The 26527-nt window shown below is 54.4% G+C and carries 29 protein-coding genes, 1 tRNA gene, 1 other RNA gene and 1 pseudogene; 11 read left to right on the forward strand and 21 right to left on the reverse strand.

Going from position 1 to position 26527, the window contains the following annotated elements:
• Positions 1 to 2 precede the first annotated feature (2 nt).
• The 10 genes from A6764_RS01150 to hmpA form a co-directional block, all read right to left on the reverse strand.
• Positions 3 to 239: a DUF2508 family protein gene (locus tag A6764_RS01150; RefSeq protein WP_029098059.1), complete on the reverse strand. Its 237-nt coding sequence runs from the start codon at positions 237 to 239 to the stop codon at positions 3 to 5.
• A gap of 15 nt (positions 240 to 254) precedes the next feature.
• On the reverse strand, positions 255 to 1229 hold the full coding sequence (locus A6764_RS01155) for a CPBP family intramembrane glutamic endopeptidase (RefSeq protein ID WP_065067577.1): 975 nt from the start codon (positions 1227 to 1229) through the stop codon (positions 255 to 257).
• 110 nt (positions 1230 to 1339) lie between these two features.
• Positions 1340 to 1936 carry a recombination mediator RecR gene (recR, locus tag A6764_RS01160; protein ID WP_029098061.1) on the reverse strand — a complete coding sequence of 199 codons (597 nt, stop codon included), beginning with the start codon at positions 1934 to 1936 and terminating at the stop codon, positions 1340 to 1342.
• A gap of 13 nt (positions 1937 to 1949) precedes the next feature.
• Positions 1950 to 2261 (reverse strand): YbaB/EbfC family nucleoid-associated protein, encoded by a 312-nt coding sequence (locus tag A6764_RS01165; protein ID WP_029098062.1) that lies wholly within the window; start codon positions 2259 to 2261, stop codon positions 1950 to 1952.
• A gap of 32 nt (positions 2262 to 2293) precedes the next feature.
• Complete coding sequence (gene dnaX, locus A6764_RS01170; RefSeq protein WP_143863707.1) at positions 2294 to 3991, reverse strand: DNA polymerase III subunit gamma/tau; 1698 nt, start codon at positions 3989 to 3991, stop codon at positions 2294 to 2296.
• 125 nt (positions 3992 to 4116) lie between these two features.
• A complete protein-coding gene (locus tag A6764_RS01175) occupies positions 4117 to 5550 on the reverse strand; it encodes a PAS domain-containing sensor histidine kinase (protein WP_029098064.1) in 1434 nt (477 codons plus the stop codon).
• Between the two features lie 188 nt (positions 5551 to 5738).
• Positions 5739 to 6004: signal recognition particle sRNA large type (ffs, locus tag A6764_RS01180), an RNA gene on the reverse strand.
• 70 nt (positions 6005 to 6074) lie between these two features.
• Positions 6075 to 7820 carry an HD domain-containing phosphohydrolase gene (locus A6764_RS01185; protein WP_065067575.1) on the reverse strand — a complete coding sequence of 582 codons (1746 nt, stop codon included), beginning with the start codon at positions 7818 to 7820 and terminating at the stop codon, positions 6075 to 6077.
• Positions 7821 to 8230: 410 nt separating this feature from the next.
• The gene (locus tag A6764_RS01190; protein ID WP_035296578.1) at positions 8231 to 9526 is read right to left on the reverse strand and encodes an NCS2 family permease; all 1296 of its coding nucleotides are present in this window, start codon (positions 9524 to 9526) and stop codon (positions 8231 to 8233) included.
• 216 nt (positions 9527 to 9742) lie between these two features.
• On the reverse strand, positions 9743 to 10963 hold the full coding sequence (hmpA, locus tag A6764_RS01195; protein WP_264622367.1) for an NO-inducible flavohemoprotein: 1221 nt from the start codon (positions 10961 to 10963) through the stop codon (positions 9743 to 9745).
• 266 nt (positions 10964 to 11229) lie between these two features.
• On the opposite strand from hmpA, the gene A6764_RS01200 reads away from it, so the two are divergent.
• A complete protein-coding gene (locus tag A6764_RS01200; RefSeq protein ID WP_065067572.1) occupies positions 11230 to 11538 on the forward strand; it encodes a DUF4870 domain-containing protein in 309 nt (102 codons plus the stop codon).
• 43 nt (positions 11539 to 11581) lie between these two features.
• Here the strand turns inward: A6764_RS01200 and A6764_RS01205 are convergent.
• A pseudogene (locus tag A6764_RS01205) lies at positions 11582 to 11806 on the reverse strand (cation transporter); the annotation flags it as partial.
• A gap of 200 nt (positions 11807 to 12006) precedes the next feature.
• Here A6764_RS01205 and A6764_RS01210 point away from each other — a divergent pair.
• Together A6764_RS01210 and A6764_RS01215 are read left to right on the forward strand one after the other, a co-directional pair.
• Positions 12007 to 12333: an ArsR/SmtB family transcription factor gene (locus tag A6764_RS01210; RefSeq protein WP_051188101.1), complete on the forward strand. Its 327-nt coding sequence runs from the start codon at positions 12007 to 12009 to the stop codon at positions 12331 to 12333.
• A 69-nt stretch (positions 12334 to 12402) separates the two neighbouring features.
• Positions 12403 to 12816 carry an ArsI/CadI family heavy metal resistance metalloenzyme gene (locus A6764_RS01215; protein WP_065067571.1) on the forward strand — a complete coding sequence of 138 codons (414 nt, stop codon included), beginning with the start codon at positions 12403 to 12405 and terminating at the stop codon, positions 12814 to 12816.
• 68 nt (positions 12817 to 12884) lie between these two features.
• Here A6764_RS01215 and arsC read toward each other — a convergent pair whose 3' ends face one another.
• From arsC to A6764_RS01235, 4 genes are all read right to left on the reverse strand, one after another.
• Complete coding sequence (gene arsC, locus A6764_RS01220) at positions 12885 to 13310, reverse strand: arsenate reductase (thioredoxin) (protein ID WP_065067570.1); 426 nt, start codon at positions 13308 to 13310, stop codon at positions 12885 to 12887.
• A gap of 33 nt (positions 13311 to 13343) precedes the next feature.
• The gene (arsB, locus tag A6764_RS01225; RefSeq protein WP_413541965.1) at positions 13344 to 14390 is read right to left on the reverse strand and encodes an ACR3 family arsenite efflux transporter; all 1047 of its coding nucleotides are present in this window, start codon (positions 14388 to 14390) and stop codon (positions 13344 to 13346) included.
• A 35-nt stretch (positions 14391 to 14425) separates the two neighbouring features.
• Positions 14426 to 14755, reverse strand: a complete 330-nt coding sequence (locus A6764_RS01230) for an ArsR/SmtB family transcription factor (protein WP_035296559.1) — start codon at positions 14753 to 14755, stop codon at positions 14426 to 14428.
• A 128-nt stretch (positions 14756 to 14883) separates the two neighbouring features.
• Positions 14884 to 15315, reverse strand: coding sequence for a hypothetical protein (locus tag A6764_RS01235; RefSeq protein WP_065067568.1), 432 nt, complete (start codon positions 15313 to 15315; stop codon positions 14884 to 14886).
• A 647-nt stretch (positions 15316 to 15962) separates the two neighbouring features.
• On the opposite strand from A6764_RS01235, the gene A6764_RS01240 reads away from it, so the two are divergent.
• On the forward strand, positions 15963 to 16517 hold the full coding sequence (locus A6764_RS01240) for a hypothetical protein (RefSeq protein WP_065067567.1): 555 nt from the start codon (positions 15963 to 15965) through the stop codon (positions 16515 to 16517).
• A gap of 419 nt (positions 16518 to 16936) precedes the next feature.
• The gene (locus tag A6764_RS01245; protein WP_065068429.1) at positions 16937 to 18157 is read left to right on the forward strand and encodes an IS256 family transposase; all 1221 of its coding nucleotides are present in this window, start codon (positions 16937 to 16939) and stop codon (positions 18155 to 18157) included.
• 98 nt (positions 18158 to 18255) lie between these two features.
• Here A6764_RS01245 and A6764_RS01250 read toward each other — a convergent pair whose 3' ends face one another.
• The 4 genes from A6764_RS01250 to A6764_RS01265 form a co-directional block, all read right to left on the reverse strand.
• Positions 18256 to 19296 (reverse strand): hypothetical protein, encoded by a 1041-nt coding sequence (locus A6764_RS01250; RefSeq protein ID WP_141669827.1) that lies wholly within the window; start codon positions 19294 to 19296, stop codon positions 18256 to 18258.
• 407 nt (positions 19297 to 19703) lie between these two features.
• Positions 19704 to 20585, reverse strand: coding sequence for an IS3 family transposase (locus A6764_RS01255; RefSeq protein ID WP_264622264.1), 882 nt, complete (start codon positions 20583 to 20585; stop codon positions 19704 to 19706).
• Positions 20582 to 20890, reverse strand: a complete 309-nt coding sequence (locus tag A6764_RS01260) for a transposase (protein ID WP_065068439.1) — start codon at positions 20888 to 20890, stop codon at positions 20582 to 20584. Before A6764_RS01260 ends, A6764_RS01255 begins: the two co-directional genes overlap by 4 nt.
• Before the next feature lie 261 nt (positions 20891 to 21151).
• Positions 21152 to 21243 (reverse strand) — tRNA-Ser (locus tag A6764_RS01265).
• 142 nt (positions 21244 to 21385) lie between these two features.
• On the opposite strand from A6764_RS01265, the gene A6764_RS01270 reads away from it, so the two are divergent.
• Positions 21386 to 22126 (forward strand): pseudouridine synthase, encoded by a 741-nt coding sequence (locus A6764_RS01270; protein ID WP_044899294.1) that lies wholly within the window; start codon positions 21386 to 21388, stop codon positions 22124 to 22126.
• Here A6764_RS01270 and tadA read toward each other — a convergent pair.
• Positions 22117 to 22596: a tRNA adenosine(34) deaminase TadA gene (tadA, locus tag A6764_RS01275; protein ID WP_035288896.1), complete on the reverse strand. Its 480-nt coding sequence runs from the start codon at positions 22594 to 22596 to the stop codon at positions 22117 to 22119. The genes A6764_RS01270 and tadA overlap by 10 nt on opposite strands.
• On the reverse strand, positions 22596 to 23195 hold the full coding sequence (locus A6764_RS01280) for a nitroreductase family protein (RefSeq protein WP_044899295.1): 600 nt from the start codon (positions 23193 to 23195) through the stop codon (positions 22596 to 22598). The genes tadA and A6764_RS01280 overlap by 1 nt, the downstream gene beginning before the upstream one ends.
• Positions 23196 to 23306: 111 nt before the next feature.
• On the opposite strand from A6764_RS01280, the gene A6764_RS01285 reads away from it, so the two are divergent.
• The 5 genes from A6764_RS01285 (at position 23307) to A6764_RS01305 (ending at position 26483) form a co-directional block, all read left to right on the forward strand.
• Positions 23307 to 23810 carry a DinB family protein gene (locus A6764_RS01285; RefSeq protein ID WP_029098079.1) on the forward strand — a complete coding sequence of 168 codons (504 nt, stop codon included), beginning with the start codon at positions 23307 to 23309 and terminating at the stop codon, positions 23808 to 23810.
• Between the two features lie 160 nt (positions 23811 to 23970).
• A complete protein-coding gene (locus tag A6764_RS01290; RefSeq protein ID WP_035296550.1) occupies positions 23971 to 24471 on the forward strand; it encodes a ribonuclease H-like YkuK family protein in 501 nt (166 codons plus the stop codon).
• A 247-nt stretch (positions 24472 to 24718) separates the two neighbouring features.
• Entirely contained in the window at positions 24719 to 25582 is an 864-nt protein-coding gene (glcT, locus tag A6764_RS01295) for a glucose PTS transporter transcription antiterminator GlcT (protein ID WP_044899298.1), read from the forward strand.
• A 131-nt stretch (positions 25583 to 25713) separates the two neighbouring features.
• A complete protein-coding gene (locus A6764_RS01300; protein ID WP_065067566.1) occupies positions 25714 to 26223 on the forward strand; it encodes a PTS sugar transporter subunit IIA in 510 nt (169 codons plus the stop codon).
• Positions 26220 to 26483: an HPr family phosphocarrier protein gene (locus A6764_RS01305; protein ID WP_065067565.1), complete on the forward strand. Its 264-nt coding sequence runs from the start codon at positions 26220 to 26222 to the stop codon at positions 26481 to 26483. Before A6764_RS01300 ends, A6764_RS01305 begins: the two co-directional genes overlap by 4 nt.
• Positions 26484 to 26527: the final 44 nt, after the last annotated feature.

Raw genomic sequence — 26527 nt, forward strand, 5'->3', positions numbered from 1 at the left:
ACTCATCCTCCCTGCGCGTGCCGGCGTTCCCGCTCCCGTTTTGCTTGCGCGAGCAGGAACATGTAGCGCTTTTCCGTCAACTGCAAATAGTAAATGGCATCCTCCAGCCCGTTGTCCGGCTCGCTGATTTCCATGAGATGACGGGCGTGCTGCCAATCCAACCGTGCGCGGTCGACGGCTTCGTCCAACGCCTCCGGCCCCCAATGGACGGCCGCTCGCGGTTTTCCCCACAAACTCACTTCTCCCACGCCCCTTCAGTGAAAGTAGTGCAGCACACCGGTCAGATTGTTGATCACATGCAGCACGACAGCCCCCCAGATGGACTGAAACCGATGCCGCAGGTAGCCCAGGCACAGGCCGATGACAAACAGCGGAGCCAGCAGGGCGACATCCACATGCATCAACGCAAACCAGAGGCTGCTGAGAACAATGCCGACAAACGCGCCCCAGCGCCGAACCAGGCAGGTCTGAATCACGCCGCGGAACAGCAGTTCCTCGGCAATCGGCACCAGGATGCCGATGACCAGCACGGATGCAGCGACCGCCCAGATATCGCCGTCTTTGGCCTGAACGATTTCCTGTTCGATTTGCCGCTCCCGCTCCGAGTCCAGCGACAGGTGGAACCAGTCGGCCACCGGGGTGGTGACGACCGCGTCCAACACCCGCGTGATCAGCAGCAGCACCACCACCAGCGCGGCGATCATGCGCCCGATGCGGCGGGGACGGCAGACGCCGATCTCGTCCATCCGGCCGCGAAACCACAAAGGCACCACGACCAGGATAAACAGTTGAAGCGACGCCGACTCGAAAAAGCTGCCGACCGATCCCTCGGGAAACACGGGGTGCGGCAGTACCAGGCCGTACAGCAGCAGCGTGCAGGCGTGAAACACCTGCAGCCAGGCGACGACATGCAGCAGATCCGCCCACGCCGGTGCGGGGCGATGCCGCAGCCAGGCCGTCCGCCGTCTGTCCCGCCAGACGTTGACGGCAAAGCCGATGGCCGCGAAAAAGCTGAAGACCGCCACGGCCAGCACCGTCAGCGACAGCCACAGCTCAGGAACCTCTGCAGTCGACACGATCCACCGGCCATCCGGTCCGCGTTCAAAGCGGAGCATCATCAATTCGGCGGCAAACACGATCCAGTACCCGACAAACAGCGGAATCGCCCAAGGCGCAGACCTGCGCTTCTCCGTCCCGCCCCGCAGCGACATCCCCGGTCCTGTCAGCATCTCCTCACACTCCTACTTCAATCTATGTCTTGTCCAGACAAAAAAGTCCTCGCGCTCCCCATCTCTTGCGAACACGAAAAAAGACAGGGAGTCCCCGTCTTTTTCTTGTCCTACAATTCCCGGCGACCTTCCAGGGCCTTCGTCAGCGTCACCTCGTCGGCGTACTCCAGATCGCCGCCCACCGGCAGTCCGTGCGCAATCCGCGTCACGCGAATGCCGAACGGCTTGATCAGCCGGGAGATGTACATGGCGGTGGCCTCGCCCTCGATGTTCGGGTTGGTCGCCAATATCACTTCTTTTACTTGATCGTCGCTCAACCGCTTCAAGAGGTCAGGGATGCGGATGTCCTCCGGCCCGATGCCGTCCATGGGGGAAATCGCTCCGTGCAGGACGTGGTAGTACCCGTCGTACTCCCGCGTCTTTTCCATCGCCACCACGTCCTTGGGCTCCTGCACGACGCAGATGATGGAAGCGTCACGCCGCTTGTCCCGGCAGATGTGGCAGGGGTCGATATCGGTGATGTTGTTGCAGACGGAGCAGTAGTGGAGCTGCCGTTTGGCGTTGACCAGCGCTTTGGCCAGATCCAGCACGTCGTCCTCTTTCATGTTGAGCACGTAAAACGCCAGGCGGCTGGCCGTTTTCGGCCCGATGCCCGGCAGTTTCATAAAGCCTTCGATCAATTTGGATACCGGTTCGGGATAGAACATCGCCTCGTACTCCTTAGAACAGACCCGGAATATTCAATCCTCCGGTAAATCGGCCCATTTCCTTGGCGATCATTTCATCGGCCTGTCGCAGCGCGTCGTTGACAGCGGTCAGCACGAGGTCCTGCAGCATTTCCACGTCATCCGGGTCGACCACTTCCGGCTTGATCGCGATGTCGACAATCTGTTTGTGGCCGTTCGCCTTGACGGTTACCGCACCGCCCCCCGCAGAGCTTTCCACCACTTTTTCCTTCAGGGCCTCCTGCGCCTTTTGCATCTCTTCCTGCATCTTTTTCACTTGTCGCATCATTTGTTGCATGTTTTTCATCGGGGTGTCCTCCTTCATTTTGCCGGTTCAGCTTATTCTTTCACTTCGACAAGTCCCTCGCCGACCAGGCGAATCGCCTCGGCGACAAACGGATCCTGCTCTTCCTGGGCGGGCTGTTCTCCCTGCCCGGCCTGCTGGCAAACGCTCTGCCACTCTTCCTCCATCACGGAGAGAAGCTGCAGCGGCCGCCCCAGAACGCCCAGCATCACCCGCTCCACGACGCCCTTCAATTCCGGCTCCATGGTTTTCTCACAGTGAATGGGACTGGTAAAGGTGACGACGACGGCGTCGCTGCCGGCAGCAGCCGGCTGCCCGTTCACCAACCAGGCCTGATATTGAATCTTGATCTTTTTGACATCGGCCAAAATCTGGCTCCACTGCCCGCGTACCTGCCGGGTCAGTGCTTCATCAACCGCCTTGGCCACCTCTCGCACCTTGTTCATCGGCGTGCGGGAACTTCCCACGGCGGCAGCCGGACGGCGCGGTTCCGCCCTGCGCGGCTCTTCCGTTCGCGGCTGGGCGCTCGCGTGCGCCTGTCCCTGCATCAGTTGGGCCAGCCGCTCCTCCAGCGTACGGACCCGGTTGGCCAGTGCGGCCAGCTCTCCTCCTCCGGCCGCGGCCGTCTCCGGCGCAGCGGCAGCCTCTTTGACCGGCTGGCACAGTTTGACCAGCGTCAGCTCCACCAGCACGCGGGCGTACGTGGACCACTTCAACTGGGCCAACGCCTGATTGCAGGTTTCGATGGCGGCGTATACATCAGGCAGCGCGTACATCCCGGCCACCTGGGCAAACTGGTCGTCCAGCATCGTCCGCTCGACAATCTCTTCCAACTGCGGAGCGGTCTTGAACAGCAGCATGTCGCGGTAGTAGTAGAGAAAATCCTGCAAAAACTGTTCGGGATCTTTTCCCTGCACCATCACCCGGTCAAAATGCTCCATCACCCGGGCCACGTCCCGTTCGGCGACGTATTTGGCCAGAACGGAAAAGTGCCCCTGGGAGACGGTGCCGGTAATCTGCATGATGTCGGAGGCCCGAACCTCGTCTTTGCTGTAGCTGATCGCTTGGTCCAGCAGGCTGAGCGCGTCCCGCATCCCCCCTTCGGCCATTTTGGCGACCAGGTGGAGGGCCTGCGGTTCCACCCGCACTCCCTGGGCCTCGCAGATGTATGTGAGCCGCTTCACCATTTCCTTCAGGGGAATCCGGTGAAAATCAAACCGCTGGCAGCGCGAGATAATCGTCGCCGGCAGCTTGTGGGGCTCGGTGGTAGCCAGGATAAAGATGACGTGGGAAGGCGGTTCCTCCAGCGTCTTCAACAGCGCGTTGAACGCCTCCGTCGTCAGCATATGCACTTCGTCGATAATATACACCTTGTACCGGACGTCGCTGGGGGCAAACTTCACCTTGTCGCGGATGTCGCGGATTTCCTCGACACCGCGGTTGGACGCGGCGTCAATCTCCAGCACGTCGGTAACGGAACCATCGGTAATGGCCCGGCAGGTGGCGCACTGGTTGCACGGCTCGCCGTCCTGCGGCTGCTCGCAGTTCACCGCTTTGGCCATGATTTTGGCCGCACTCGTTTTGCCCGTACCACGGGGACCGTTGAACAAATAAGCGTGGGACAGCCTGCCTTCACGCAACGCGTTGCGCAAAGTGGTCGTCACATGCTCTTGTCCCACCACGTCTTGAAAGGTTTGCGGTCGGTATACGCGATACAGCGCGGTATAAGCCATGATGGTGTGACACTCCAATCTGCACAGTCCTCTTCCGAATCCTAACTATTATACACCATCCGCCCTTGCTCTTACAAAGAAAACGCCCCGTGCGGACGACGGGACGCCGGGCTGGATGACGGTTGTCAGAGATACGGGAGCAAGATGTGAAACGTGGTGCCGTATCCTTTGGACGAAACGCGGATTTGGCCGCCAATGTCGTGAATGATTTTCTGACAAACGGAAAGCCCCAGCCCCGTCCCCTCTTCCTTGGTCGTAAAGAATGGATCGAAAATTTTGTCGATGATGTACAGCGGAATGCCCGGACCGGTGTCGTGGATGTCGATGCTGACCTTGTCCCCGTCCGGATCGATGTGATGGGAAATGTGCAGCGTCCCCTGCTCCCCCATGGCCTCGATGCCGTTTTTGCAGATGTTGATGAAGACCTGTTTGAGCAGTTCCGTGTCCCCCACCACCAGCGGAAGCTGTCCCCGCGAGGAGAACTGGACGTCGATGCCGAACAGGAGCGCCTGCGACTCCACAATCGGGAGAATCTCCTCAAACACCGTGTTCAAATCGACCAGGGAATACTGGACGTCGCGCGGCTTGCTCAGCAGCAGAAATTCGCTCACCAGCGAATTGATCCGGTTGATCTCCGTCAGCATGATTTCCGTATAGGTCCGTTCCCGCTCCATGCCGTTGTCGCTGAAGGATTGCAGGAACATCTGCAGAAAGCCCTTGATCGACGTGAGCGGATTGCGGATCTCGTGAGCCGTGCCGGCGGCAATTTGTCCGATCATCGCCAGCCGCTCGTTCCGTTCGATTTTCTGTTCAAACGAGCGCAGGTTGGTAATATCCTTGAACAGGACGAAAGCACCGGCGGTTTTGCCGGCCTCGTCCTGAAGCGTATGGGCGTCCACGATCAATTCGTAGCGCTGGTTGTCGTTTGTCCAGGACGTGGCGATATTGTGCAGCTTCACCCCGTCGAGCAGCTCCCGCTTGATCAGGCGGTGCTCTTCGGGAATGCCGACAAACACATCGTCCACGTGCCGGTTGAGCACTTGCAGCCGCTCCATTCCGAGGAGTTTGCAGGCCGCATGGCTGGCTTCGACGATCCGTCCCTGTTCGTTGAGCACGAACAACCCCAGGCTGGTATCGGTGGTCAGTTTTTCCATGAGCCGCTGCGACAGCGCGTAATCCGTCTCTTTGGTCAACTGATACAGGTGAACCAGAAACAGCGGCTCCTCCTCCGTCTGCTGCACCAAAATCATGGCTGGCGTTTTGCCGCTTCTGCCCTGCCTGTCACGCCATTCCACCTCTGCCGGCATGTCTGCCTCCGCTTCCCGGCGCAGCAGTTCCTGATACAGTTGTTCGATGGAACCCCGGTACGGCAGCAGGACGTGAAACGGCTGGTTCACGAGTTCTCCGCGTTGGTACCCGGTGACGCGAAGAAGCTGTTCATTCACTTCCACGATACATCCCGTTTGCGCCACCAGAAATACGGCAGTCGGGAAGTATTGCAAAAATTTCTGCAATCGTTTGGACGAACCGGCGAGATGTAACGAGAATGATGCACTCACAGCTTGTCCCCCCTGACCCTTGACGTTTTTACAGGCAATCACCGCTCTCTACACATTCGTCACCCCATCAGGAATGACCTGCCTGAACAGAAGGATTCTGAAAGGAAATGTTTCGCTAGGGATCGTCAGAAATCAACAAAAAGTGGCCTGTTCCTCACGAACAGGCCACTCGACTTTCCTGGAGAAGACCGTGCACCTATCTTCGATACTCCCCATCCAAGCGTTACATATGGAGGCAGCTCAGACCAGGCTGCCCTGCGGCACACGCGATGATCCACTTATGGCTGCTTCCTTCCGGACCTGACCAGGTTCATGGGTTCGCGTTGCACAGGACCCGATCCTCAACACCGCCGCCCATATGGCAGCCTTACATGAGAAGACCTCTGATAGGAATTCGACCCTGCTATTGCGGATTGCAGGTTACAGGGCACCGCAACCTCCCCGTCTAGCACGGCACAATTAGCATACCAAAGAACAGGAATGATCGCAAGGCAAAAAGCCATCCATAACAGGAAAGGGTCCCCTTACGTGACGTTGGCCGCCGTTGTCTGCACATCATTCCTGGCGTCGGGCGAAGTCATGGCCGCGGCAATCGCCTCATACGCCCGGCAAAACGCACGGACGATCTCCGGGTCGAATTGAGTGCCGGAGCAGCGGACGATTTCCGCATACGCTTCTTCTGCCGTCATCGCCTTGCGGTAGGAACGCGTCGATGTCATGGCGTCAAAGGTGTCGGCGACGGCCAGAATGCGCCCCAGCAGGGGAATGTCCTCCCCTTTCAGTCCGTCCGGATACCCGTTTCCGTCCCAGCGCTCGTGATGATGGCGGACGCCGGGACTGACGTGGGCCAGGCTCTCGATCCGTTCCACGATGTCGGCTCCGATGGTGGTGTGCAGCTTGATCAGTTCGTACTCCTCGTCATTCAGCTTGCCTTCCTTCAACAGCACCCGGTCGGGAATGGCCACCTTGCCGATATCGTGCATCAGCCCGGCATAACGCAGATCGTTCCGGGAAATCGTTCGTTTTTTCGCGTCATCCCAATAGTCGTAGATGAGCAGCGCGTACCGGGTCACCCGCTCGCTGTGGCCGGCCGTGTACGGATCTTTCATCTCGACGGCCAGGTAAAAGCTGCGGACGATCTGGTCCATCCCTTTCTGCATGTACTCCCGTTCCCGCCGGATCAGCGTGTCCAACTGTTCAGCCATCTGGTTAAACTTGTTTCCCAAGCGCGACAGCTCCTCCATCCCGTCCACCGGCACGCGAATGGAAAAATCCCCTTTCTGCAAGGCCTCCGTCGCTTCGACGAGGGTGGAAATCGGCCGGTCAATCCAACGGGCGACCTGCCGGGCCACAATGGCGGCAAACAGCACCACCAGCAGCGTGCCGATCAGCAAAATCAGCTCCAGCCGGCCGAGATGACGGTCAATCGCCGCGGCCGGCAGCAGTTCCACATAGGTGTTTCCCGTATGCGGGGACACGTATCGAAAGAGGTGCACCATCTCGTTCAGCCGGCTGTCATACCGCACTTCTTCCGTTTGGCCCGCATTGTGCATCCGTCCCAAATCGGCATAGGACTCCTCCTGCCGCCCTGCACCCGATGGCTCCGGCTCGACCCGAATCAGCAGGTGTCCGTCTGAGGCAAACACCAGCAGCGTGCAGTGGTGCCGCTTGGTGTCCGTGTTCAGCCACCTTTCCAGGAGATCGGGCTTCCATTCCGCCACCAGCACGGCGAACGGCCGCCCCTGCGCGTTCGTTACCGGCTGCACCGCGTACAGCCAGGACGGATCGGCCCCCGCTTCCGCTCCAGGCAGCAGCCGGGGAGCGCCGCGCTCATCCTCCAGTGTGTCGCGGTACCATGACAGACGGGGGAAGTCTCCGCCCGTCCAGTGCGCGTCGGGAAACAGGGAGAGACGTCCACCGTCGTCGGCGAGCAGATGGACATTGCGGACGGAGGGGTTCCTGCGCTGAAAGTCCCGGAACAGTTTCTCCGCCGCAGCCGTTTGTGCGCTGCGCGGCAAAAGCGCCACCTGTCCCTCCGTTCCGCGCACGGCCGGTTCGTCAGCCAGCCGTTGGACGCTGTCCAGCAAAAGCTGGGCATACAGCGAAAACTGCTCGTCCGTGTGCCGCAAACGCTCGCGAATGCTGGTGGCGTACTGTTCGTACACCGCCGTTTTCGCCGCGTCGTAATTGACAAAGCTGACGACGAGTATCGGGATCAGGCACAAGCACAACAGTGCTGCAAATAAGCGGTCTCTTACCTTGGTAAACAACGGCCTCCCCCTTGTTTCGCCTGCTTCCTTTCCCGAGGTGGACGGCATAGGCTCCCTCCGACTCTGCACACGCTGGGAAAATCTCCAGCCGTCCGGGAACGATGCTCACATCGGTGACATTCTTTACCTACCACGCGGAAGCAGAGCGTAAACCTCTTCCTGGCGTTTTTGCAGAAAGGTTCCAATCCTTTTCATACATGGACAACCGCACGCCGCCGAACTGCCCACGGCCGTCTTCTCCTCCCGCGCTGTCCCGGGAGAGCCGGTCAGCCTGCTGCAGGGGACTGGCGTCGCCATCATCCCGCTCGGCATCGCCTGCCCGGCATGGTCCCGCTGCCGGGAAAACAAAAAACTCCCTCCTTCCCGCAACGACGGGAACCGGGGGAGTTTCCTTGCGCCTGCCGGACATGCTAGTGCGGCAGAAACGCCAATTGATAGGCAAACAAAGCGGCAAACAGGTACACCAGGGGATGGGCCTCCCGCCACTTGCCCCTGAGCGCCTTCATCAACGGATAGGAGATAAAGCCGAGCGCGATCCCCGTCGCAATGCTGGAGGTAAGCGGCATGCTGACGATCACGAGAAAGGCGGGAAACGACTCGTCCATCTCCTCCCAATGGATATGACGCACGCTGCCGAGCATCAGCGAACCGACGACGATCAGGGCCGGCGCGGTGATGGCGGAAAGGCCGGAGACGGCGCTGACGAGCGGACTGAAAAACGCGGACAGGCCGAACAGCACGGCCACCACGAGAGCGGTCACCCCCGTGCGTCCGCCCGCCGCCACTCCGGAGGCCGACTCGATGTACGCCGAAGTGGGGCTGGTGCCGAACACGGAGCCGATCAAGGTGGCCACCGAGTCGGCAAACATCGCCCGCTCCGCCCGCGGCAGCCTGTTGTCCACCAGCAGCCCGGCCTGTTTGCTCACGCCGAGCACCGTCCCTGTCGTGTCAAACAAGGTCACCAGCAAAAACGAGAAGACGACCGCGTACAGCCCGTATTGAACGACGTCGGAAAAGGCCTGTACGGGATTGGAGACGATCAGCCCCTCCGGCAGCGTGGGCACGGACACGATCCCCTTTTCAAACGAGAGCTGACCCGTGAAATAGGCGATCAGCCCGGTCGCCACCATCCCGAAAAACAGCGCGCCGTTCACATTGAGCGACAGCAGCACCAGGGTGACGAACAAGCCGATCAAGGCCAGCACAACCTTTGGCGAGTGAAGATCTCCCAGCGTCACCAGGTTGGTCGGGTGGGCGGTGACCAGACCGGTCAAACGCAGGCCGATAAAGGCGATAAACAGGCCGATCCCGGCGGTGATGGCGTGTTTCAGATTGTCCGGGATGACCTCGATCAATTTGGAACGCAGCGGTGTCAGCGACAGCAGCACAAACAGCACCCCCGCCACAAACACGGCGGAAAAGGCGATCGCATACGTCAGTCCGCCCTCCGCTTTGACCACCGAGTAGGCAAAGTACGCATTCAGCCCCATCGCCGGCGCGATGGCGATCGGGTAGTTGGCCCACAATCCCATGATCGCGGTTCCCACGATGGTGGCGATAATGGTCGCCGTAAATCCCTGTTCAAACGGGAGCCCGGCGTCCGCGAGAATCAGCGGGTTGACCACCATGATGTAGGCCATGGTGAAAAACGTGGTAACCCCCGCGAGAAGTTCCTTTTTCCATGAAAACGACCGATGAGCTTTCATGATGACTTGTTCTCCCGTCCGTTACTAGATTCACACGTTACCAGTATGTACGATCCGAGCTCACCGTATCAAGGGGCACGGCGGTCCCGGCCGGGCAGAACGGCTGCGGCGCAGGCTCCGCGGCCAGCACACCAGCGCGGTGTCGAAAACAGCAAAAAATCCACAGCAAAAAATCCTCCGTCGGCTTCGGAGGATTTTTGCCGGGATCACGATTCGTTACGCGTTCAGGCTGCCCATCGGCCCGAAGAATTCGAAGTGGATGCGTTCTTCCGGCACGCCCCAGTCTTGCAGCGCCCGGTAGACGGTTTTCATGAACGGCACCGGTCCGCAGAAGTAAAAATCGGCCTGGTTGTCGGGCAGAATCGACTGCAGCCACGGCAGGTCGATGTAGCCTTCCTTGTCAAAACGGCGCTCGGCCCGGTCGTCTTCGGTCGGCTGCGAATATACTACATGGAAGGTCAGCGCCTCGTGCCGATCGGCCAGCGCGGCCACGTGCTCCTTCAGCGCGTGCGTCCGGCTGCTGCGCGCGGCGTGGATAAAGTGAACGCGCCGCTGCGGCTGCCGCTCCACCAGCGTATTCAGCATGCTGACCAGCGGGGTGAGGCCGACGCCCCCGCTCAGCAGGACGACCGGCGTCTCTTTTGACGTATCCAGCACGAAGTCGCCTGCGGGCGCGCTGATGGGCAGCACGTCTCCTTCCCGGACGTGGTCGTGCAGGTAGGTGGAGACGATGCCCGCCGGTCTGCCTTCCGCGGCATCTTCCCGTTTGACGCTGATCCGGTAGTAATCCTTGCCAGGGCTGTCCGACAAGCTGTACTGACGGATGTGCGTATAGGTTTCGCCCGGAATCGCCAGCTTCACGCTGATGTACTGCCCCGGCTGGAACGTCGAAATGGGGCCGCCGTCCTGGGGTTTCAGGTAGAACGAGGTAATCACGTCGCTCTCTTTCACCTTTCGGGCCACGACAAAGTTGCGAAAATCCCGCCAGCCGCCGGGCGCCTGCTCCGCTTCGCGGTACATCTCTTCCTCCACGCTGATGAACACGTCGGCGATGACGCCGTACGCTTCCGCCCACGCGTTGATGATCTCGTCGGTCGCCGCGTCGCCGAGCACGTCCTTGATCGCCGCGAGCAGGTTTTTCCCGACGATCGGGTAGTGCTCCGGCTTGATGCCCAAACTGCGGTGTTTGTGGGCGATTCGCTTGACTTCCGGCAGAATGGCTTCCAGGTTTTCAATGTGGGCCGCCGCCGCATAGACCGTGTTGGCCAGCGCCGTCTGCTGACGCCCCTGTTTTTGGTTGGCGTGGTTAAATATATTCAGCAGTTCCGGATGGTTGGTCAACATCATCTTGTAAAAACGGGTCGTAATCGCCTTACCATGTTCCCTAAGTACAGGAACAGTCGACTTGATGATTTCTATTGTATGTCGGTTCAGCATGTTCGCTCCTCCTCGATGATTCCGTGATCATTCGTGACGCCTTTAGTATAAGGCGTTGCGATCTTTTTCACTGTGATTGCAATCACATCGCAAGTGGAGGTTTTGTGAACACCTGAGCGGCGCGAATGATGCGTGTCGGCCTGCCGCAATCCCTCCGTCTCCGGTCTGACCTGCCGATCGCGCTTGCGCCGGTTGGGGGGATTTGGAAATATGAGGTACAATAAAGTAGCAGTCATGAATGTTCATCACGACAGGGAGGTAGCAAAATGGATCACAAGGGAGTCAAGGCGATCACCCATGCCAGCACGTTTTTCGCGCCAATCCTGGTGCCGCTGGTTGTCTGGCTGCTGATGCAGGACCGGAACGTAAAAAACCTGGCCCTGCAGGCATTGCTGTTTCATATCATCATGAGCGTACTCCTCTCGATTTCCTGGGCGCTGTCGTTTGTCCTGATCGGTATCCCGTTCCTGCTGGCATTCGGCTTTATGGCACTCTACTATCCGATCAAGGGGATCATTTACGCGCTGCAGGACAGACCGTTCCGCTATCCGGTCATCGGATCGCTGATCGGCTAGACGGATACCACGGAAAAGGCGGGAGTGAAACGCTTCACTCCCGGGTCGGAAAGCGGGGAGTCGGCTTTTTTTCCGCCAGCACGCTGCCAACGAAGACAAACCCTTGATTGACGGCATCGGCAACGGAGTGCATGGCCGAAGCAAACATCGCCCCGCTTCCGCTCATAAAGGCCGCTGCCCCTTTCACCAGGGCCAAACCGGCATTTCCCACCGCTGCCGTGGCGGAAGACGTATTCCCCTTTTTGATCCACTTCCAGATGGATTCCATGAGGCCCCCCTTTTCAGTCATCACACAATATGGAACATGGGAGGCAATCAGCCTCTCCTGTATCGAAATCCTTCGTTTGGAAATGATTGTAGAAAAAAAATTGGAGGCGATCAAACTGGCGAAGTGTCATCTCTTGACAGCGAAAAACCGCAGGGTGTATGCTTATTACATCAAAAAAAATTGATGAAAGGGACGACACCATGAAACAGCCTCAGGCAGCCATTGAACCTACCGACGCCTTCTTTGAACAGTACGAAGCCAAATTCAAGGCATTGGCGGACAGCAAGCGCCTGCGAATCATGCACGAACTCACCCGGCGGGGCAGCGTGTGCGTCTGCGATCTGGCGGACGTGATGGGGATGGCGCAATCGAAACTTTCCTACCACCTGAAAATCCTGCTGGACGCTGAACTGATCACCAGGGAATCGGACGGGGTCTGGAATTACTACAGCTTGAACCACGCGGAAGTAAACCGCCTGCTTTCCGACGAACTGTGCTGCATCTTTCGCCGCAGCGGCTGCTGCTGATTTTTTTTCTCTTTTCATCAAATTTTTTTGATGTTTATTTCAAAAATATTTGATTTAGGAGGAGCTGCCATGAAGTACGTGCATGTCGGCATCAACGTCACCGATCTGGACCAATCGGTCGCCTTTTACAGCAAGCTGTTCGGAACCGATCCCGTAAAGAAAAAGGCGGACTACGCCAAATTTTTGCTCGATGCTCCCGGTTTGAATCTGACGCTGAACCTCGTCGACGCCGTCAGCGGCAATCAGGTGAATCACTTCGGGTTTCAGGTGGAGCGGGCGGACGAGGTCCTCGTTCACCAGAAGCGTTTGGAGGATGCCGGCCTGCCGATTGCCAAAGTGGAGGCCGATACGACCTGCTGCTATGCCGTTCAAGACAAGTTTTGGGTCGTGGACCCCGACGGCAACGAGTGGGAATTTTTCTACACCAAACAGGACGCCGACGTCCGCAGCATCCAAACCGACAAAAGCTGCTGCACGGCCTGAAAAAACGAACCAATCACTTCCCTGCGGACGGGGAAGTGATTGGTTTTTCCTGAATGCTCTCTCTCGGGTTATTCGCCTTCTCTCAGAAACCGTTCGATGCGGTTCCTGATGGCATCGCGGACGCTGCGAAAGCTGTCCATGATCTCCGCCTCGGTACCGGAGGCTTTGGCCGGGTCGTCGAAGCCCCAGTGCCATTTGACCACATGCTTGTTGGAAATCACCGGGCAGTGTTCATCTGCGTGGCCGCACAGCGTAATGACGTAATCGGCGCGGTTCAGCACCTCCGGGTCAATCACGTCCGACGTCTGGCCGGAAATGTCGACACCGGCTTCTTTCATCACTTGTACCGCGTGGGGGTTTAGGCCGTGCGCTTCCAAACCGGCGCTGCGCACTTCATAGCGGTCTGCGCCCAACGCTTTCAAAAATCCCTCCGCCATCTGGCTGCGGCAGGAGTTTCCGGTGCAAAGAAAGTAGACGAGCGGTTTTTTGTTCATTCCGATTCTCCTTTATTCGTGATTCCGGTTCGTTCACACCGGGGACTTGTGCGGAAAAAACGTTTGCCGAAACCGGAGGGCGACGTTGACGAGGGCAATCATGACCGGCACCTCGACGAGCGGTCCGATGACGGCCGCAAACGCCGCACCCGAGTGGATGCCAAAGACGCCGACCGCCACGGCGATGGCGAGTTCGAAGTTATTGCTCGCCGCCGTAAACGCCAGGGTTGACGTCACGGGGTAATCCGCGCCTGCCTTTTTCCCCATGAAAAACGAGATGAAGAACATGACGACAAAATAGATCAGCAGGGGAATCGCGATGCGGATGACATCCAGCGGCAGTTGAACGATGACCTCCCCTTTCAGGGCAAACATCACGACGATGGTAAACAACAGGGCAAGCAGGGTGATCGGACTGATTTTCGGGATAAACACGCGTTCATACCAGTCACGCCCCCTTGCCTTGACGAGCAGGAAGCGGGTGAGCATGCCCGCCAGAAACGGGACGCCCAGGTAAATGAACACGCTCTTGGCCACTTCCGCCATCGTGATGTCGATCACCATGCCCTTTAGGCCAAACCAGCCGGGCAGGACCGTTACAAACACATACGTATACACGGAATAGAACAGCACCTGGAAGATGGAGTTGAACGCGACCAGCCCCGCCGCATATTCGGTGTCTCCTTTGCATAAATCGTTCCAGACGATCACCATCGCAATGCAGCGGGCCAAGCCGATCATGATCAACCCCACCATGTATTCCGGGTACCCCTGCAGAAAGACAAGGGCCAGCACAAACATGAGGACCGGACCGATGATCCAGTTTTGCACGAGCGACAGGGCCAGGACCTTTCCGTTTCGAAATACGCGCCCCAGTTCTTCGTAACGAACTTTCGCCAGCGGCGGATACATCATCAAAATCAGCCCGATCGCGATCGGAATGGATGTCGTCCCTGCCTGGTACTGATTGAGACGGGCGACGACATCGGGGAGGAACACACCCGCCCCCACTCCGACAAGCATGGCGGCGAAAATCCACACAGTCAAATAACGATCAAGGAAAGACAATTGCTTCCCCACACCCCCGGCCACTCGCTCATTCACTCCTTCCGGTTTTACTCGCATGTGACCAACAGCCCTTTGTCCTCCAACTCTTTCAGGGGACCGGACATATCGGGCAGATGACGCAGATGGAAACCGATTTCCTCCAGTCTATGTTCGTTCAACGAATAAAACACCCACTGCCCCTTTCGCGTCTCCCGCACCAGACCAGCCGTTTTCAGGCGGCTCATATGCCGCGACACGGCCGGTTGGGAAATGTTGAAGATCGGCACCAGCTCGCATATGCAGCACTCGCGTACGCGCAGCAAGGCAATGATCTTCAGCCGGGTGGGATCGGCGAGGGCTTTCAACGCGTCAGCGATGGTTTCAAAGTGATCGGTCATGGCTGCCTCCCATACATTATGATCATATAACTATATTGTTATTTTATGCGGACAATAAATCAATATGTAATTTTTTTTAATGGTGTCCACGTCCATCCTGTTGTGATTGGGTGTCGTGAATAAAAACATTATTGCGCCTCCATTTTTCTCTTCACTTCAACCCCCTGTATTTCCCATGCAAGAAAGAATACGTTACGCAATGTGAACACCAGATTTCCGGCATAAATGGCACGGATTTGATTGTGGTGATCATAGTCGATGATCTCAAAAGCTGCCAATACCTGCGCTTCGTCTCCAGAATTTGTTACCTCTTTCACCTCGACTCTGGGGCGGCCAAGTTTTTCCCGAATCTGCTTTTCAAAACGAGCGCGTTCGGCGATCCGCTGCTGCTGTTCGGCGTAGTACCGCAATCGCTCCTGGATCCGGCGCAGCTCGACGTTCACACGCTTCATCTCGCCTTTGATCTCTTGCGCTTTTGCGGTCAGAACCGCAATCTGCTTATCGTTTCGCTCTGTAGACTTTCCTTTTGCCCCCTTTGTCACTCCAAAAACACTAACCATGCCCGTTCTGGTCGCCGTCGTTTACGCCATCGGTTTGTCCCCTCATGGGGTACAGTCTACGTCTCAGTCCCCATATACTGCCAGCGTTGTTTGTCTTGTGACCTCTCGTGGACGGTAGAGTGGGAAGGGGTCCCTAGCCGTGGGATCGCCACACAAGCGTACCAACAAATGAGTGTCCAGATGTGTAGTAACCGGGATATCCTCTCCGTTTCCAAACAACTTGACATCCCCTATACAACCCTTGCGTTAGTACTACCAAGTGGCTACGGAACGCTTGGCTCAACCCGAGCATCACGTAGCACCCGAAGTGATTTGTCTGGATGAATTTGCTCTTCAAAAGGGGCATACGTATGACCTGAACCTGATGGATGCACTCTCCGGCCATACCTGGAAGTTATGGAAGGACGGTCACGAGAATAGATCCAGCAAGCTCATGAACAGGCTCTAGGTAAGCTGTCCAATGCAACTCAGAATGGCGTTCCCAATTGACAATCTCGAACGATGGAAGTCCGATGAACACTGTGCTAAAATCAATAGACAACATAGATTTCCTCCTTTTCTTGGTATGTCTCGACAACATCCACAAATGATTCATTGTATAATAATTACATATTTGGGCATGATTAAAAAGAAGTGGAGGAATGAAAATGAAAAAAATATATTTATTGACATTGAGTGCGTTTATTATGATTTTTTTTTCTGCTTGTAATCATATGAATAGCGAGAATTCAAATTTTGTTCCAGAGATCACTCTGAAAGTCGGAAACGATAATATCAGCTCTACAATAAAGTCAAGAACATTAGATACAGTTGATTTTGAAGATACTTCACTTTTCCAATCCATTATGAATGATCCTGAGATAAAGATTCCTTACGTCAAGCTTGGTGAGACCGTATATATTTCTTTTAATAAGGAACCAAAATCATATGAATTAAGGGAGAGTATTCTTAATACAGATGGCGTTTTTAAATATAAAAGTCAACCAGCGCAGCAACAGCCAGTAAACATCAAATTTAATAATAAATCAGCAACCTTTAATCTTAATGAAAACATTTATGCCCGCTTGAGTTCTAACAGTTCGGATTATAAACCAGGCGGGACAATCCGAGGTTTTCGCTTAGTATGTAAATGGGAAGACCGAACACAGGAATTTGTATTTGTCATAAAAACTGATGCCTACAAACCTTCCACCACTAAGTAAATTTGATTGTCACAGTCCTATAGGATTGTTTATAGGTAGAAAATCACGCTGATGTACAAATTGATATACATGAACTTGAAGAACCCTTGCTGTTACTGATTACATTCATGTGCAAATCTACTCCCTGGGCTTTTAATGAGTTCGTTCTAAAAGGACATCTAGGACTTTCATGGTGGTTTTAGGCAGGTGAATGCTGATTTGCCTCAGCCGTGCTTGGATATGATACCTGAGCTGCTCCTCCGTAATGAATGGACTGTACCGATTCATAAATGTGATCTGTTCTCTGGATAATGACACTTCACTCTCCCCCTCGTTCGGAAGAGCAAAAAACCCTGCACACGAGTCTATAAACTATTTTGTGTAAACTCCTAACCTTCAAAATAGGGTACAATGAATTCAAAGAAAGGTTGGGAGAGCCCATGAGCCTGATGTCCAAAGAGCAACTGAAGCAGTGGATCAAGGAAAAGAACATGCAATCGGTGGAAGACGTCCAGTCGGCCTTGAAGGAGTTGTTTGCCGAGACCCTTCAGGAAATGCTGGAAGCCGAACTGGAGACGTCACTTGGCTACGCCAAGCACGACACGAAAAATAAGAAAACCACCAACAGCCGGAACGGCTACAGCAAGAAAAAGGTGCGTTCCGAGTACGGCGATGTGGACATTCAGATTCCGCGTGACCGGGCCGGTGAGTTTGAGCCGACCATCGTCAAAAAGAACCAAACGAACGTGACGGGTATCGAAGACCAAATCATTGCCATGTATGCCAAGGGTGTTTCTACCCGCGACATTCAGGATCACCTGCAGCAGCTCTACGGCATCGAGGTTTCTCCTACCCTCATCTCCAACGTGACCAACAAGATCGTCCCCCTGATCAAAGAATGGCAAAACCGTCCCTTGCAGGCGGTATATGCGGTCGTGTTCCTGGATGCCATTCACTTCAAGGTGAAACAAGACGGTGCCATCGTCAACAAAGCCGCCTACATGGCCATTGGCATTGACTTGGAAGGCCACAAAGATGTACTTGGCATCTGGATCGGGGAAAATGAATCGGCAAAGTTCTGGCTTCATGTCGTAAACGAGTTGAAAAACCGGGGCGTGCAAGACATCCTCATTACCTGTGTGGACAATCTTCGCGGCTTCTCCGAGGCCATTTCCGCTTGCTATCCCATCACGGAAATCCAGAAGTGCATCATCCACCAGATTCGCAACTCGATCAAATACGTTTCCTACAAAGACATCAAGAAGATCACGTCGGCCCTGCAGCCGATTTATAAAGCGGCCACGGAAGAGGCCGCCTTGGAAGAACTGAATCAATTCGAGCAGACGTGGGGACAAAAGTACCCCCTTATTGTCCGTTCCTGGCGTACGAACTGGGCGGAAATCTCCACCTTCTTCAAGTACTCACCCGAAATTCGCAAACTGATCTACACAACCAATGTCATTGAGAGCTACCATCGCCAACTCAGAAAGGTCACCAAAGGAAAAGCCATTTTCCCTACAGACGAAGCCCTGCTCAAAATGCTCTACCTGGCAACCATGGATGTGTTACGAAAGTGGACGGGGAGAGTTCAGAACTGGGGCCAAATTCTGTTACAACTGTCCGTTCAGTTTCCGGAGCGAGTTCAACCATATCTCCGCTGAGCCTAACGGCTATTGGAGTTTACACAAAATCATTGACAGACCCCTGCACACCGCTTAATTCGGGTGAGCAGGGTTCTAATTTTGTCAGAATTTATTGGCTATCTATAGTAATATCTTATAGCTGATTCTGAAACATAATAAGGGCAATCTTTAGCATTATGTCTATATAAACCAGCTTGTCCCCATTTTGAAGTTACTGTGAGTAAGGCTGCCATATCTCCATTGGAAGGTGGCCCGGCTACTCTTGAAGTTATTACTCCCGTATGTTCATTTCCAGAAGTTGAATAGTAAATTTTGTTTCCTACTCCAGGATTAGTAGTTCTTTTATAACTACCATCAGTCCAGTAAGCGCTTGGATCATTCATCCAATAAGTGTTACTAGTAGATTGACTATACCAAGCATAAGAATGGCAATTATAATTTGTAGTAGCTGGACTAAGTAAAACAGCATTAGGGTAACTAGCTTTTATCATGTTTGCAATGGCTGTTTTATCACTAGAGCTTAGTTGCTCTCCTAGTTGCATTACTTCAACTTTTGTTCCATTAGGAGTTGTTACATATTGTGTTGCAGCAATAGAAACATGATCTTCAATTTTATTTTTTGTTTCAGCATGAAAACTTTCTAGTTCTTCTGGTGTTAGTTTTGATGCAAATTCATTTTGTGTCAATAATATTTCTAAAACCATTAATTTAATTCTTGTCTCATCACTTACTTTTTTCTTTTTTTGAGACGATTTAAGTTCACTATATGCTTGAATTAGATGTGTCCCTGCATCTTCTCTTTTAACCAACTCTGAAAGACCATTAAAATTCGAAGAAACAGCTTTAAAACCTTGCTCATATGAATCAAAAACAAACAGATCACTTATGAGAGGGTAATTTAATACCGTCTCAATCAAATCACTTGTTGATAAATTTTTTAGATCGTTTTCAGGAATCTGAGTCAATTTCAACTTTTCTTCTTTTGAACTTAGATTCTTCCATTCATTGCTTCCAGGTTTAACAGGAAAATCATAACTTTTTGCAATCACTGGATTATGATGGTTATTTTTCGCTTCTGTAAATCCAATATTCAAAAATAGAGTAGACATTACTAACAATGAAGCCAATGAGTTTTTAAAACACTTAGAAAACCTCATAAAACCACTCCTTATTTTGATTTGGTAAAGGGGCATAGGTTGTTGCTACATTCCCAGTCTTTTGGGAACGTAGTTTCCGAATAATTAGTTTATTCACCAGGGATGTCTTTGGAGGATTTACCAACCTCTCCCTTCTAGTTCCAAAATATAACACAACAGAAAAGATATGTAAACCTTTTTTGTAAGATTTAGTATAACTAGGTATTTTTTGTTTTTTTATAGTTCAATCGCTCACGATGGATCCCCAGAACCAGCGTAGTTGCTACCAAAGCAAAGCATCTCGCGGTTCGACACGAAACGGCATCACCTTTCCCTTGGAGTGAAGACTGTAAGTCATTTAAAACTAAACCCGTAAAATAATGGTCTTACCCCTGTCAAGTAGACAGACTTTAACAAGCCCTATAGTTTTAAACTGCCTGAGCTCGGTATTGTACCGGGCTCAGGTTGTTTAAACGGGACTGAAAACGTTTGTGATTGTAAAAACGAATGTAGCTACGAATGGCGTTTTGTACTTCTTCATCCGTTTGGAAGTTGTGCAAATACAGACACTCTGATTTCAGATGGCTGAAAAAACTCTCGATACAAGCGTTGTCCAGACAATTTCCTTTTCTGGACATACTCACTGTGATGTTATATTGTTGGAGTAGGTGATTATATTGTCGGGATGTGTATTGGAATCCTTGATCGCTATGCAACAGGACCCCACTCACATCTCCTTTTTTTATGGCTGCCTTTACTGTGTCTATCACTAGTTTCAGATCGTTCCTCTTACTCATTTTGTAGGCAACAACTTCGTTGTTGAATAAATCGTAAATCACGGATAGATACAGTCGGCGTCCATTGAAGATTACGTAAGTAATATCCGTTACCCATTTTTCGTTCGGACGTGAAGCAGTAAATTCACGGTTCAGTTTGTTTTCGGAAATCACGACCTTCTCTTTGCGGCCGAAATGTTTTCGCTTCTTCCGAATGCAAGCCTGGATGCCTAGTTCCCTCATGAGTCGATACACCCGCTTATGATTCACATGAATCCCATACTTTTGGCGAAGCCACACCTTTACTCGAAGATAACCGTATATTTTGTTTACCTCTTGATGACACTCCAAAATCTTTGCCTTCAAATCCTCATTCTCCACCATCTTGCGAGACAGATCCTGTTGCCGGGCTACCCACTTGTAATAACCACTTCGCGAAACACCTGCGAGGGAACACAGCAAAAGAATCGGATATCTTTCAGACAGTTCCTTTATGATGGCGTAGGCTTTGGTTTGTCCTCTTTGATTCTTCACCGCCTTTCGAGTCCAAGCCACTTTTTTAGATATTCATTCTCCGCTCGTAACCTCATATTTTCCTCTTCTAAGCTTAAGGGACGTTTCCTTGGTCTTCCTGTATACGGGCCTATGCTTTTACCGCGTTTTTCCTCAAGTCCGGAAAAACCCTCGTTTTGGTAATGCTTCACCCATCTCAGGACAATTTTGTGGCAAGTGAGCCCAAGTTCTTTTGCGATAGCTTTCGATCCCATTCCATCCTCTTCGTATAGTTGTATGGCTCTTAGTTTCACTTCCAGTGGGAATGTCTGCCTTACTTTCCCCATAAAGAAATCCCCTCCAAGTAAACTGTAAAGGGGCTTATCCTTTACTGTCTACTTAAAGGGGATAATATCATAACCAGCTATTGGGTTTGAAACAACATAGCCAGAGGAAATATCCAAATATTTTTGGTAATACTTGTTCGGTATGTAATTCCATTTTATATCCTTTTATTTGTATAATAGTTACAAAATGGTTAAAATCATGGAAATAAAAAAGCACAAGCTGGACGATTCTGCCAACCTGTGCTTAGCTTGCAATCTGTATGGCGGAGAGAGTGGGATTCGAACCCACGCACGCCTCACGACGCCTAACGCATTTCGAGTGCGTCCCCTTATGACCACTTGGGTATCTCTCCACTGTGTGCTTGAAACAAAATTAAATATAGCAAAAGATCGTCCAAAGCGCAAGAGTAAATCCATGCCACCCCTTGATTTGCCGTCGGCGTTGGGCCAATATAGTAACAGCACAGCGAAAACGATGAGAAACGGGGAATTCAATTGAAGCGAGAGCGATTGGACAAGGTCCTCGCCAACATGGGATTGGGGACGCGCAAGGAAGTGAAACAACTGGTGAAGCAAGGGCTGGTGGAAGTAGACGGTTCCCTCGCCACTGACCCCGGCATGCACGTGATACCGGAAGAGCAGGAGATCACGGTCGAGGGGGAACCGCTCAACTACAAACGCTGGCTGTACATCATGCTGAACAAGCCGCCCGGCGTCGTCTCCGCCACGGAAGACAACCTGCACGAGACGGTGGTGGATCTCCTGCCGTACGAGTGGGGCCACAAGGTACACCCGGTCGGCCGGCTGGACATCGACACGGAAGGACTGCTGCTCCTGACCAACGACGGACAGCTCTCCCACAACCTGCTGTCGCCGAAAAAGAAGGTGGAAAAGGAGTACTTCGCCCGCATCCAGGGACGCGTCACCGAACAACACGTGGAGGCGTTCGCCCGGGGCGTCGAGCTGGAGGACTTTACGACCCTGCCGGCCAAACTGGAGATTCTCTCCTCCGGCGACGTCTCGGAAGTCCGGGTCACGATCATGGAAGGAAAATTTCATCAGGTGAAGCGGATGTTTGCCGCGTTTGGCCTGCAGGTGGTCTACCTGCAGCGCGTCCGCATGGGGCCGCTTCATCTCGACACGACGCTTTTGCCCGGGGAATACCGGGAACTGAGCGAGGAAGAATTGGAACTACTTCGCCGCCATATCCAGAAGGACAGCCCGGTTCAATCCTGACCGGGCTGTTTTTTCTTCCGCAGACCGCGAAAAAAGTCTTTCAGCATCTGGCCGCACTCCTCTGCGAGCACGCCCTCCACTACCGGCACCTGGTGGTTGAATCGCGGCTCATCCAGCAGGTTCATCAAGGTGCCTGCGCATCCTGCCTTCGGGTCGCGGGCCCCGTACACCACCTGTTCGATGCGGCTCTGCACAATCGCTCCCGCACACATCGGACACGGCTCCAGCGTCACGTACAGCGTGCAGCCGATCAGCCGCCATCCGCCGAGCCGGGCGCTTGCCTCCCGGATGGCGATCATCTCCGCGTGCAGGGTGGGATCTTTTTGCGTCTCCCGCAGATTGTAGCCGCGTCCGACGATTTCCCCGCCGCGCACGATGACCGCCCCGATCGGCACCTCGCCGATGGCCGCCGCCTTTTTCGCCTCTTCCATCGCGGCTCTCATGTATGTCTCGTGTTCCTGCATCTCCATCACGTGCGTCCAAATACCCCTTCAAACACAGTCTCGGACAGTTCCCGGCGTCCCGACGGTTTTTCCCGCTCCTGCAAATGCTCGGGCAGCGCGTCCTTTTCCCCTTGGTAGCCGATGGCGATTACCGCGTGCAGCTCGTATTCGTCCGGCACGCCCAGCACTTCGCGTGCCTTGTCCGGGTCAAAGCCGCCCATCGCGTGGGTAATCAGACCGCGCCGGGTTGCCTCCAGGGCCAGGTATCCCCATGCCGCGCCGGCATCAAACGCATGGGCCCGGTTGTGCGCTCCCTTGACGTTGACCGTTTTGGACAGGATCAGGGCCAGCACCGGCGCTTTTTCGCACCAGACGCGGTTGCCGTCCGCGATGAACGGGTAAAAGCGCTCCTTATCCTCACGGCTGCGGGCCAGGATAAACCGCCAGGGCTGCTCGTTGCTGGCCGACGGTGCCCAGCGCGCCGCTTCAAACAGGCTGAACAAAACCTCGTCGGGAACCGGGTCCTGCTTGAACGAACGGGGCGACCAGCGATTGAGGAAGACCGGGTCCACCTCGTAGGACGCTTTCCGGTTTTCTTCCACCTGGGGCAGGTACTTGTTCATCATCGTTACCAAACCTCCTTCATTTTTTTACAGAAAGGTACTGGATAAAACCTGCCAACCTGGAGTATAATAGAGAACAAATGTTCCTATCACTTTATTGAGGGAGGGTTCTTCATGTTTTCAAGCATTTCGTCTTTTGTCCAGGTATGGGAAAACGAGGCGCAGGCGACCCAGCGGATTCTCGACGCCTGTACCGACGAGTCCCTGCAGCAGCGCGTCACTGCCGAAGATCGCACGCTGGGCCGGATCGCTTGGCACATCGTGACCACCGTTCACGAAATGATGTCCCGCACCGGCCTGCAATTTGAAGCGGCCGACGAGCACCAGCCCGTGCCGTCCTCCGCCCGCGACATCGCCGAAGCGTGGCGCAAAACCAGCGCTTCCTTTGTAGAAGCCATCCAGTCCCAATGGAGCGACGCCACCCTGCAGGAAGTACGCGAGATGTACGGCGAGCAATGGCCAAACGGCCTCACCCTGTACCTGCTGATCCTGCACATGGTCCATCACCGCGGACAGATGACCGTCCTCATGCGCCAGGCCGGTCTTCGCGTGCCGGGCGTGTACGGACCCGCACGCGAAGAATGGAGCCAGATGGGCATGGAGCCGCCTGCCCTGTAATCGCCCAACCAATCCGCCGCCTCGCTCTCCGCGTCTCCGGAAAGAACGCCGAGTTCCGCGCGAGGTTTCGTCTCCTTCCATTCACATACTCTCTTTGTGTTTACATACATTAACAGTGTAAGCGCACGAATGTATACAACCTCTGTGAGGGGGGATGTGAGTGGGAGTAACCCCTGTTAGCCCCGTCCTGTTCGACCGGTTTCACAGTCCGACGATCGGGCTTCTGGACAAGGCAGCCGTCTTTTCCAACATCGAGCAAACCGTATCCTCGACAGCCGGGACGTACGAAATCATTGTCGGCGCCGACTCGAAACTGCGGAACCGCGGCACGTCCTTTGCCATCGTCATCACGCTGATCCGTCACGGTCGCGGCGGGAAGTTTTTTTACCATACGTTTCAGGAACGGCATTATTCCTCGCTTCAGCAGCGCATTTTCCAGGAGGCGTTTTACGCCGTGGGGTTGGCTTCCGAACTGCGCCACTATCTGCGTGAACGCAATATCGACATCCCCATCAGCCTGCATTTTGACATCGGCAAAAACGGTCCTACCCGTAAGTTTATCCAGTCATTGCTAAGTCTAGCAAGAACCAACCACTTCCGGGCGGAAATCAAACCATACGCGTATTGCGCTTCCACCATTGCAGACAAGTTTACCAGATAGGAAACACCCTTCGCGGAACGCTGCCCAGCCTTCCGCCTTTTTTGTGCGGCAGGGAACGATTTCGCTTCGCCCGCGTCTTTTCCCTGCATGATTGACAACGGCAATCCGGTGCGTTATCATGAAAATGGAGTGAAGCGTTTTCACATAAGCGTGTTACTGGTAATGCAGGCATGAGCTGAGAAGATCTTTTTTTACCCAAAAAAGGTTTTTTCAGCTCTTTCTTTGTTGGTAAGGTGGGTGGTAACGGGTGTCTCGTGAACAGGAAAAACCGTATACGATCACGCGCGTTCTGAACCACAACGTCGTTCTCGTCGAAGAACCCGGCTCCGGCCAGGAGATTGTGCTGTTCGGAAAAGGCATCGGCTTCGGCACCAAACCCGGGAACACCATCCTTCCCCACGACGCACGTGTCGAAAAACGCTTCCGCTTGGAAAATGAAAACCACCAGCAGCAGTACCGGACCCTGCTCAGCCAGGTGGACCCGGCCGTAGTAGGGATCGCCGAAGAAATCATTGCCCTGATTGCCAAGGAAATCACGCCGCACGTAAACGAACACGTCCATGTCGCCCTGCCGGATCACATCCAGTTTGCCATGTACCGCCTGCGCAACGGCATGGAAATCGTCAACCCGTTCCTGTTTGAGATACAGACGTTGTACAGCAAGGAATACGCGTTGGCCAAACGAGCGGCCGAGATGATCAAATCGGCGTTTTCCCTGGAGATACCGGAGAGCGAGATCGGCTTTCTGGCGCTGCACATCCATTCTGCCGTCAGCTATATGCCGGTGAGCAAAGCGGTCCAATTCACCAACATCATCACCGAGTTGGTCGGCATTATCGAGGAGCGGACGGGCAGATCCATCGAACGCAACACGATCGATTACGTCCGCCTCATCACGCATCTGCGGTTTGCCTGCGAACGGATCCGGCAGCAGAAATCGATTCACAACCCGCTGTTGGACCGGTTGAAGGAGACCGCTCCGGAGGCCTACGCCGTGGCCGAGGAATTGGCCCGGCACATCTCGAAGCGGCTGGACATGAACGTACCCGAAGATGAGATCGGGTACATGGCGATGCACGTGTTCCGGCTGACCCAGCAGCCCTGCGAATGAACAGAATCAATACCTGCGTGTTACTAGTTCGACTAGGCATGAGCGGTGAGAGCATGCGGACATAGCAAGAATGCCGCATGGATTCCCCGTTCATGCCTTTTTTCGTACAGCAGACGCAAAAGGAGGAGCTTATGTTACGCAGTTTGTTTTCCCGCAAAAAAAAGCAGCAAGAAGTGACGATCCTGGCCCCCTTGACGGGCGTGGTGGTGCCGTTGAGCGAAGTGCCCGACCCGGTCTTCGCGCAGCAGGTTGTCGGCGACGGCGTAGCGATCGACCCGACCGAAGGGGTGCTCGTCTCCCCCGTCGACGGGAAAGTAACCCATCTGTTCCCCACCCATCACGCCATCGCCCTGACCAGCGACAGCGGCCTGGAGATTCTCATGCACATCGGCATTGATACGGTGAAATTGAAAGGGGAAGGGTTTATGCCGTTTGTGGCCGTCGGCGATCAGGTAAAAGCCGGCGACAAGCTGATCGAATTTCAACTGGAAACGATCCGGCAGGCAGGATGCGCCACGGTGACGCCCGTGGTCATCACCAACGGCGATGTGGTCGCCGAGAAACAGGTGGTCGCCCCGCCCAACGTGCATGCCGGTCAGGAGCCTCTGATGAACGTCGTGGTAAAAGGAGGCACAGCATGATTCAGTTTCAGGTAACCGTCACGGCGGAAGGCGGGCTGCACGCCCGCCCGGCAGCCCTGCTGGTGAGCCGGGCCTCTCAATCCCGGTCGACCGTCACGCTGGCCAAAGGAGACAAACAGGTGGACGGCCGCAGCATCCTCAGCGTCATGACGCTGGGAGCCGCACAGGGCGACGTACTGACCGTACAGGTAGACGGCGCCGACGAGGAAGAAGTGGCCGCGGCCATCAAGGAGCTTTTCGACAAAGAATGTAAGATGTAACAGGTATATCCTCCGTGGAACACGCTCTCTCTGTCCACGGCAGA

The sequence above is a fragment of the Brevibacillus sp. WF146 genome (genome assembly GCF_001673705.2).
GTDB lineage: Bacteria > Bacillota > Bacilli > Brevibacillales > Brevibacillaceae > Brevibacillus > Brevibacillus thermoruber.

What these genes read in the sequence shown, in the direction of transcription:
- A6764_RS01190 (WP_035296578.1), bottom strand. Translation starts at nt 9,526, where the DNA reads ATGAAAGCTCATCGGTCGTTTTCATGGAAAAAGGAACTTCTCGCGGGG.
- A6764_RS01305 (WP_065067565.1), top strand. Translation starts at nt 26,220, where the DNA reads ATGATTCAGTTTCAGGTAACCGTCACGGCGGAAGGCGGGCTGCACGCC.
- A6764_RS01250 (WP_141669827.1), bottom strand. Translation starts at nt 19,296, where the DNA reads ATGAGGTTTTCTAAGTGTTTTAAAAACTCATTGGCTTCATTGTTAGTA.
- A6764_RS01285 (WP_029098079.1), top strand. Translation starts at nt 23,307, where the DNA reads ATGTTTTCAAGCATTTCGTCTTTTGTCCAGGTATGGGAAAACGAGGCG.
- A6764_RS01260 (WP_065068439.1), bottom strand. Translation starts at nt 20,890, where the DNA reads ATGGGGAAAGTAAGGCAGACATTCCCACTGGAAGTGAAACTAAGAGCC.
- A6764_RS01235 (WP_065067568.1), bottom strand. Translation starts at nt 15,315, where the DNA reads ATGGTTAGTGTTTTTGGAGTGACAAAGGGGGCAAAAGGAAAGTCTACA.
- hmpA (WP_264622367.1), bottom strand. Translation starts at nt 10,963, where the DNA reads ATGCTGAACCGACATACAATAGAAATCATCAAGTCGACTGTTCCTGTA.
- A6764_RS01230 (WP_035296559.1), bottom strand. Translation starts at nt 14,755, where the DNA reads ATGACCGATCACTTTGAAACCATCGCTGACGCGTTGAAAGCCCTCGCC.
- A6764_RS01245 (WP_065068429.1), top strand. Translation starts at nt 16,937, where the DNA reads ATGAGCCTGATGTCCAAAGAGCAACTGAAGCAGTGGATCAAGGAAAAG.
- dnaX (WP_143863707.1), bottom strand. Translation starts at nt 3,991, where the DNA reads ATGGCTTATACCGCGCTGTATCGCGTATACCGACCGCAAACCTTTCAA.
- recR (WP_029098061.1), bottom strand. Translation starts at nt 1,936, where the DNA reads ATGTTCTATCCCGAACCGGTATCCAAATTGATCGAAGGCTTTATGAAA.
- A6764_RS01240 (WP_065067567.1), top strand. Translation starts at nt 15,963, where the DNA reads ATGAAAAAAATATATTTATTGACATTGAGTGCGTTTATTATGATTTTT.
- arsC (WP_065067570.1), bottom strand. Translation starts at nt 13,310, where the DNA reads ATGAACAAAAAACCGCTCGTCTACTTTCTTTGCACCGGAAACTCCTGC.
- A6764_RS01155 (WP_065067577.1), bottom strand. Translation starts at nt 1,229, where the DNA reads ATGCTGACAGGACCGGGGATGTCGCTGCGGGGCGGGACGGAGAAGCGC.
- A6764_RS01300 (WP_065067566.1), top strand. Translation starts at nt 25,714, where the DNA reads ATGTTACGCAGTTTGTTTTCCCGCAAAAAAAAGCAGCAAGAAGTGACG.
- A6764_RS01215 (WP_065067571.1), top strand. Translation starts at nt 12,403, where the DNA reads ATGAAGTACGTGCATGTCGGCATCAACGTCACCGATCTGGACCAATCG.
- A6764_RS01165 (WP_029098062.1), bottom strand. Translation starts at nt 2,261, where the DNA reads ATGAAAAACATGCAACAAATGATGCGACAAGTGAAAAAGATGCAGGAA.
- A6764_RS01280 (WP_044899295.1), bottom strand. Translation starts at nt 23,195, where the DNA reads ATGATGAACAAGTACCTGCCCCAGGTGGAAGAAAACCGGAAAGCGTCC.
- A6764_RS01200 (WP_065067572.1), top strand. Translation starts at nt 11,230, where the DNA reads ATGGATCACAAGGGAGTCAAGGCGATCACCCATGCCAGCACGTTTTTC.
- A6764_RS01210 (WP_051188101.1), top strand. Translation starts at nt 12,007, where the DNA reads ATGAAACAGCCTCAGGCAGCCATTGAACCTACCGACGCCTTCTTTGAA.
- tadA (WP_035288896.1), bottom strand. Translation starts at nt 22,596, where the DNA reads ATGGAGATGCAGGAACACGAGACATACATGAGAGCCGCGATGGAAGAG.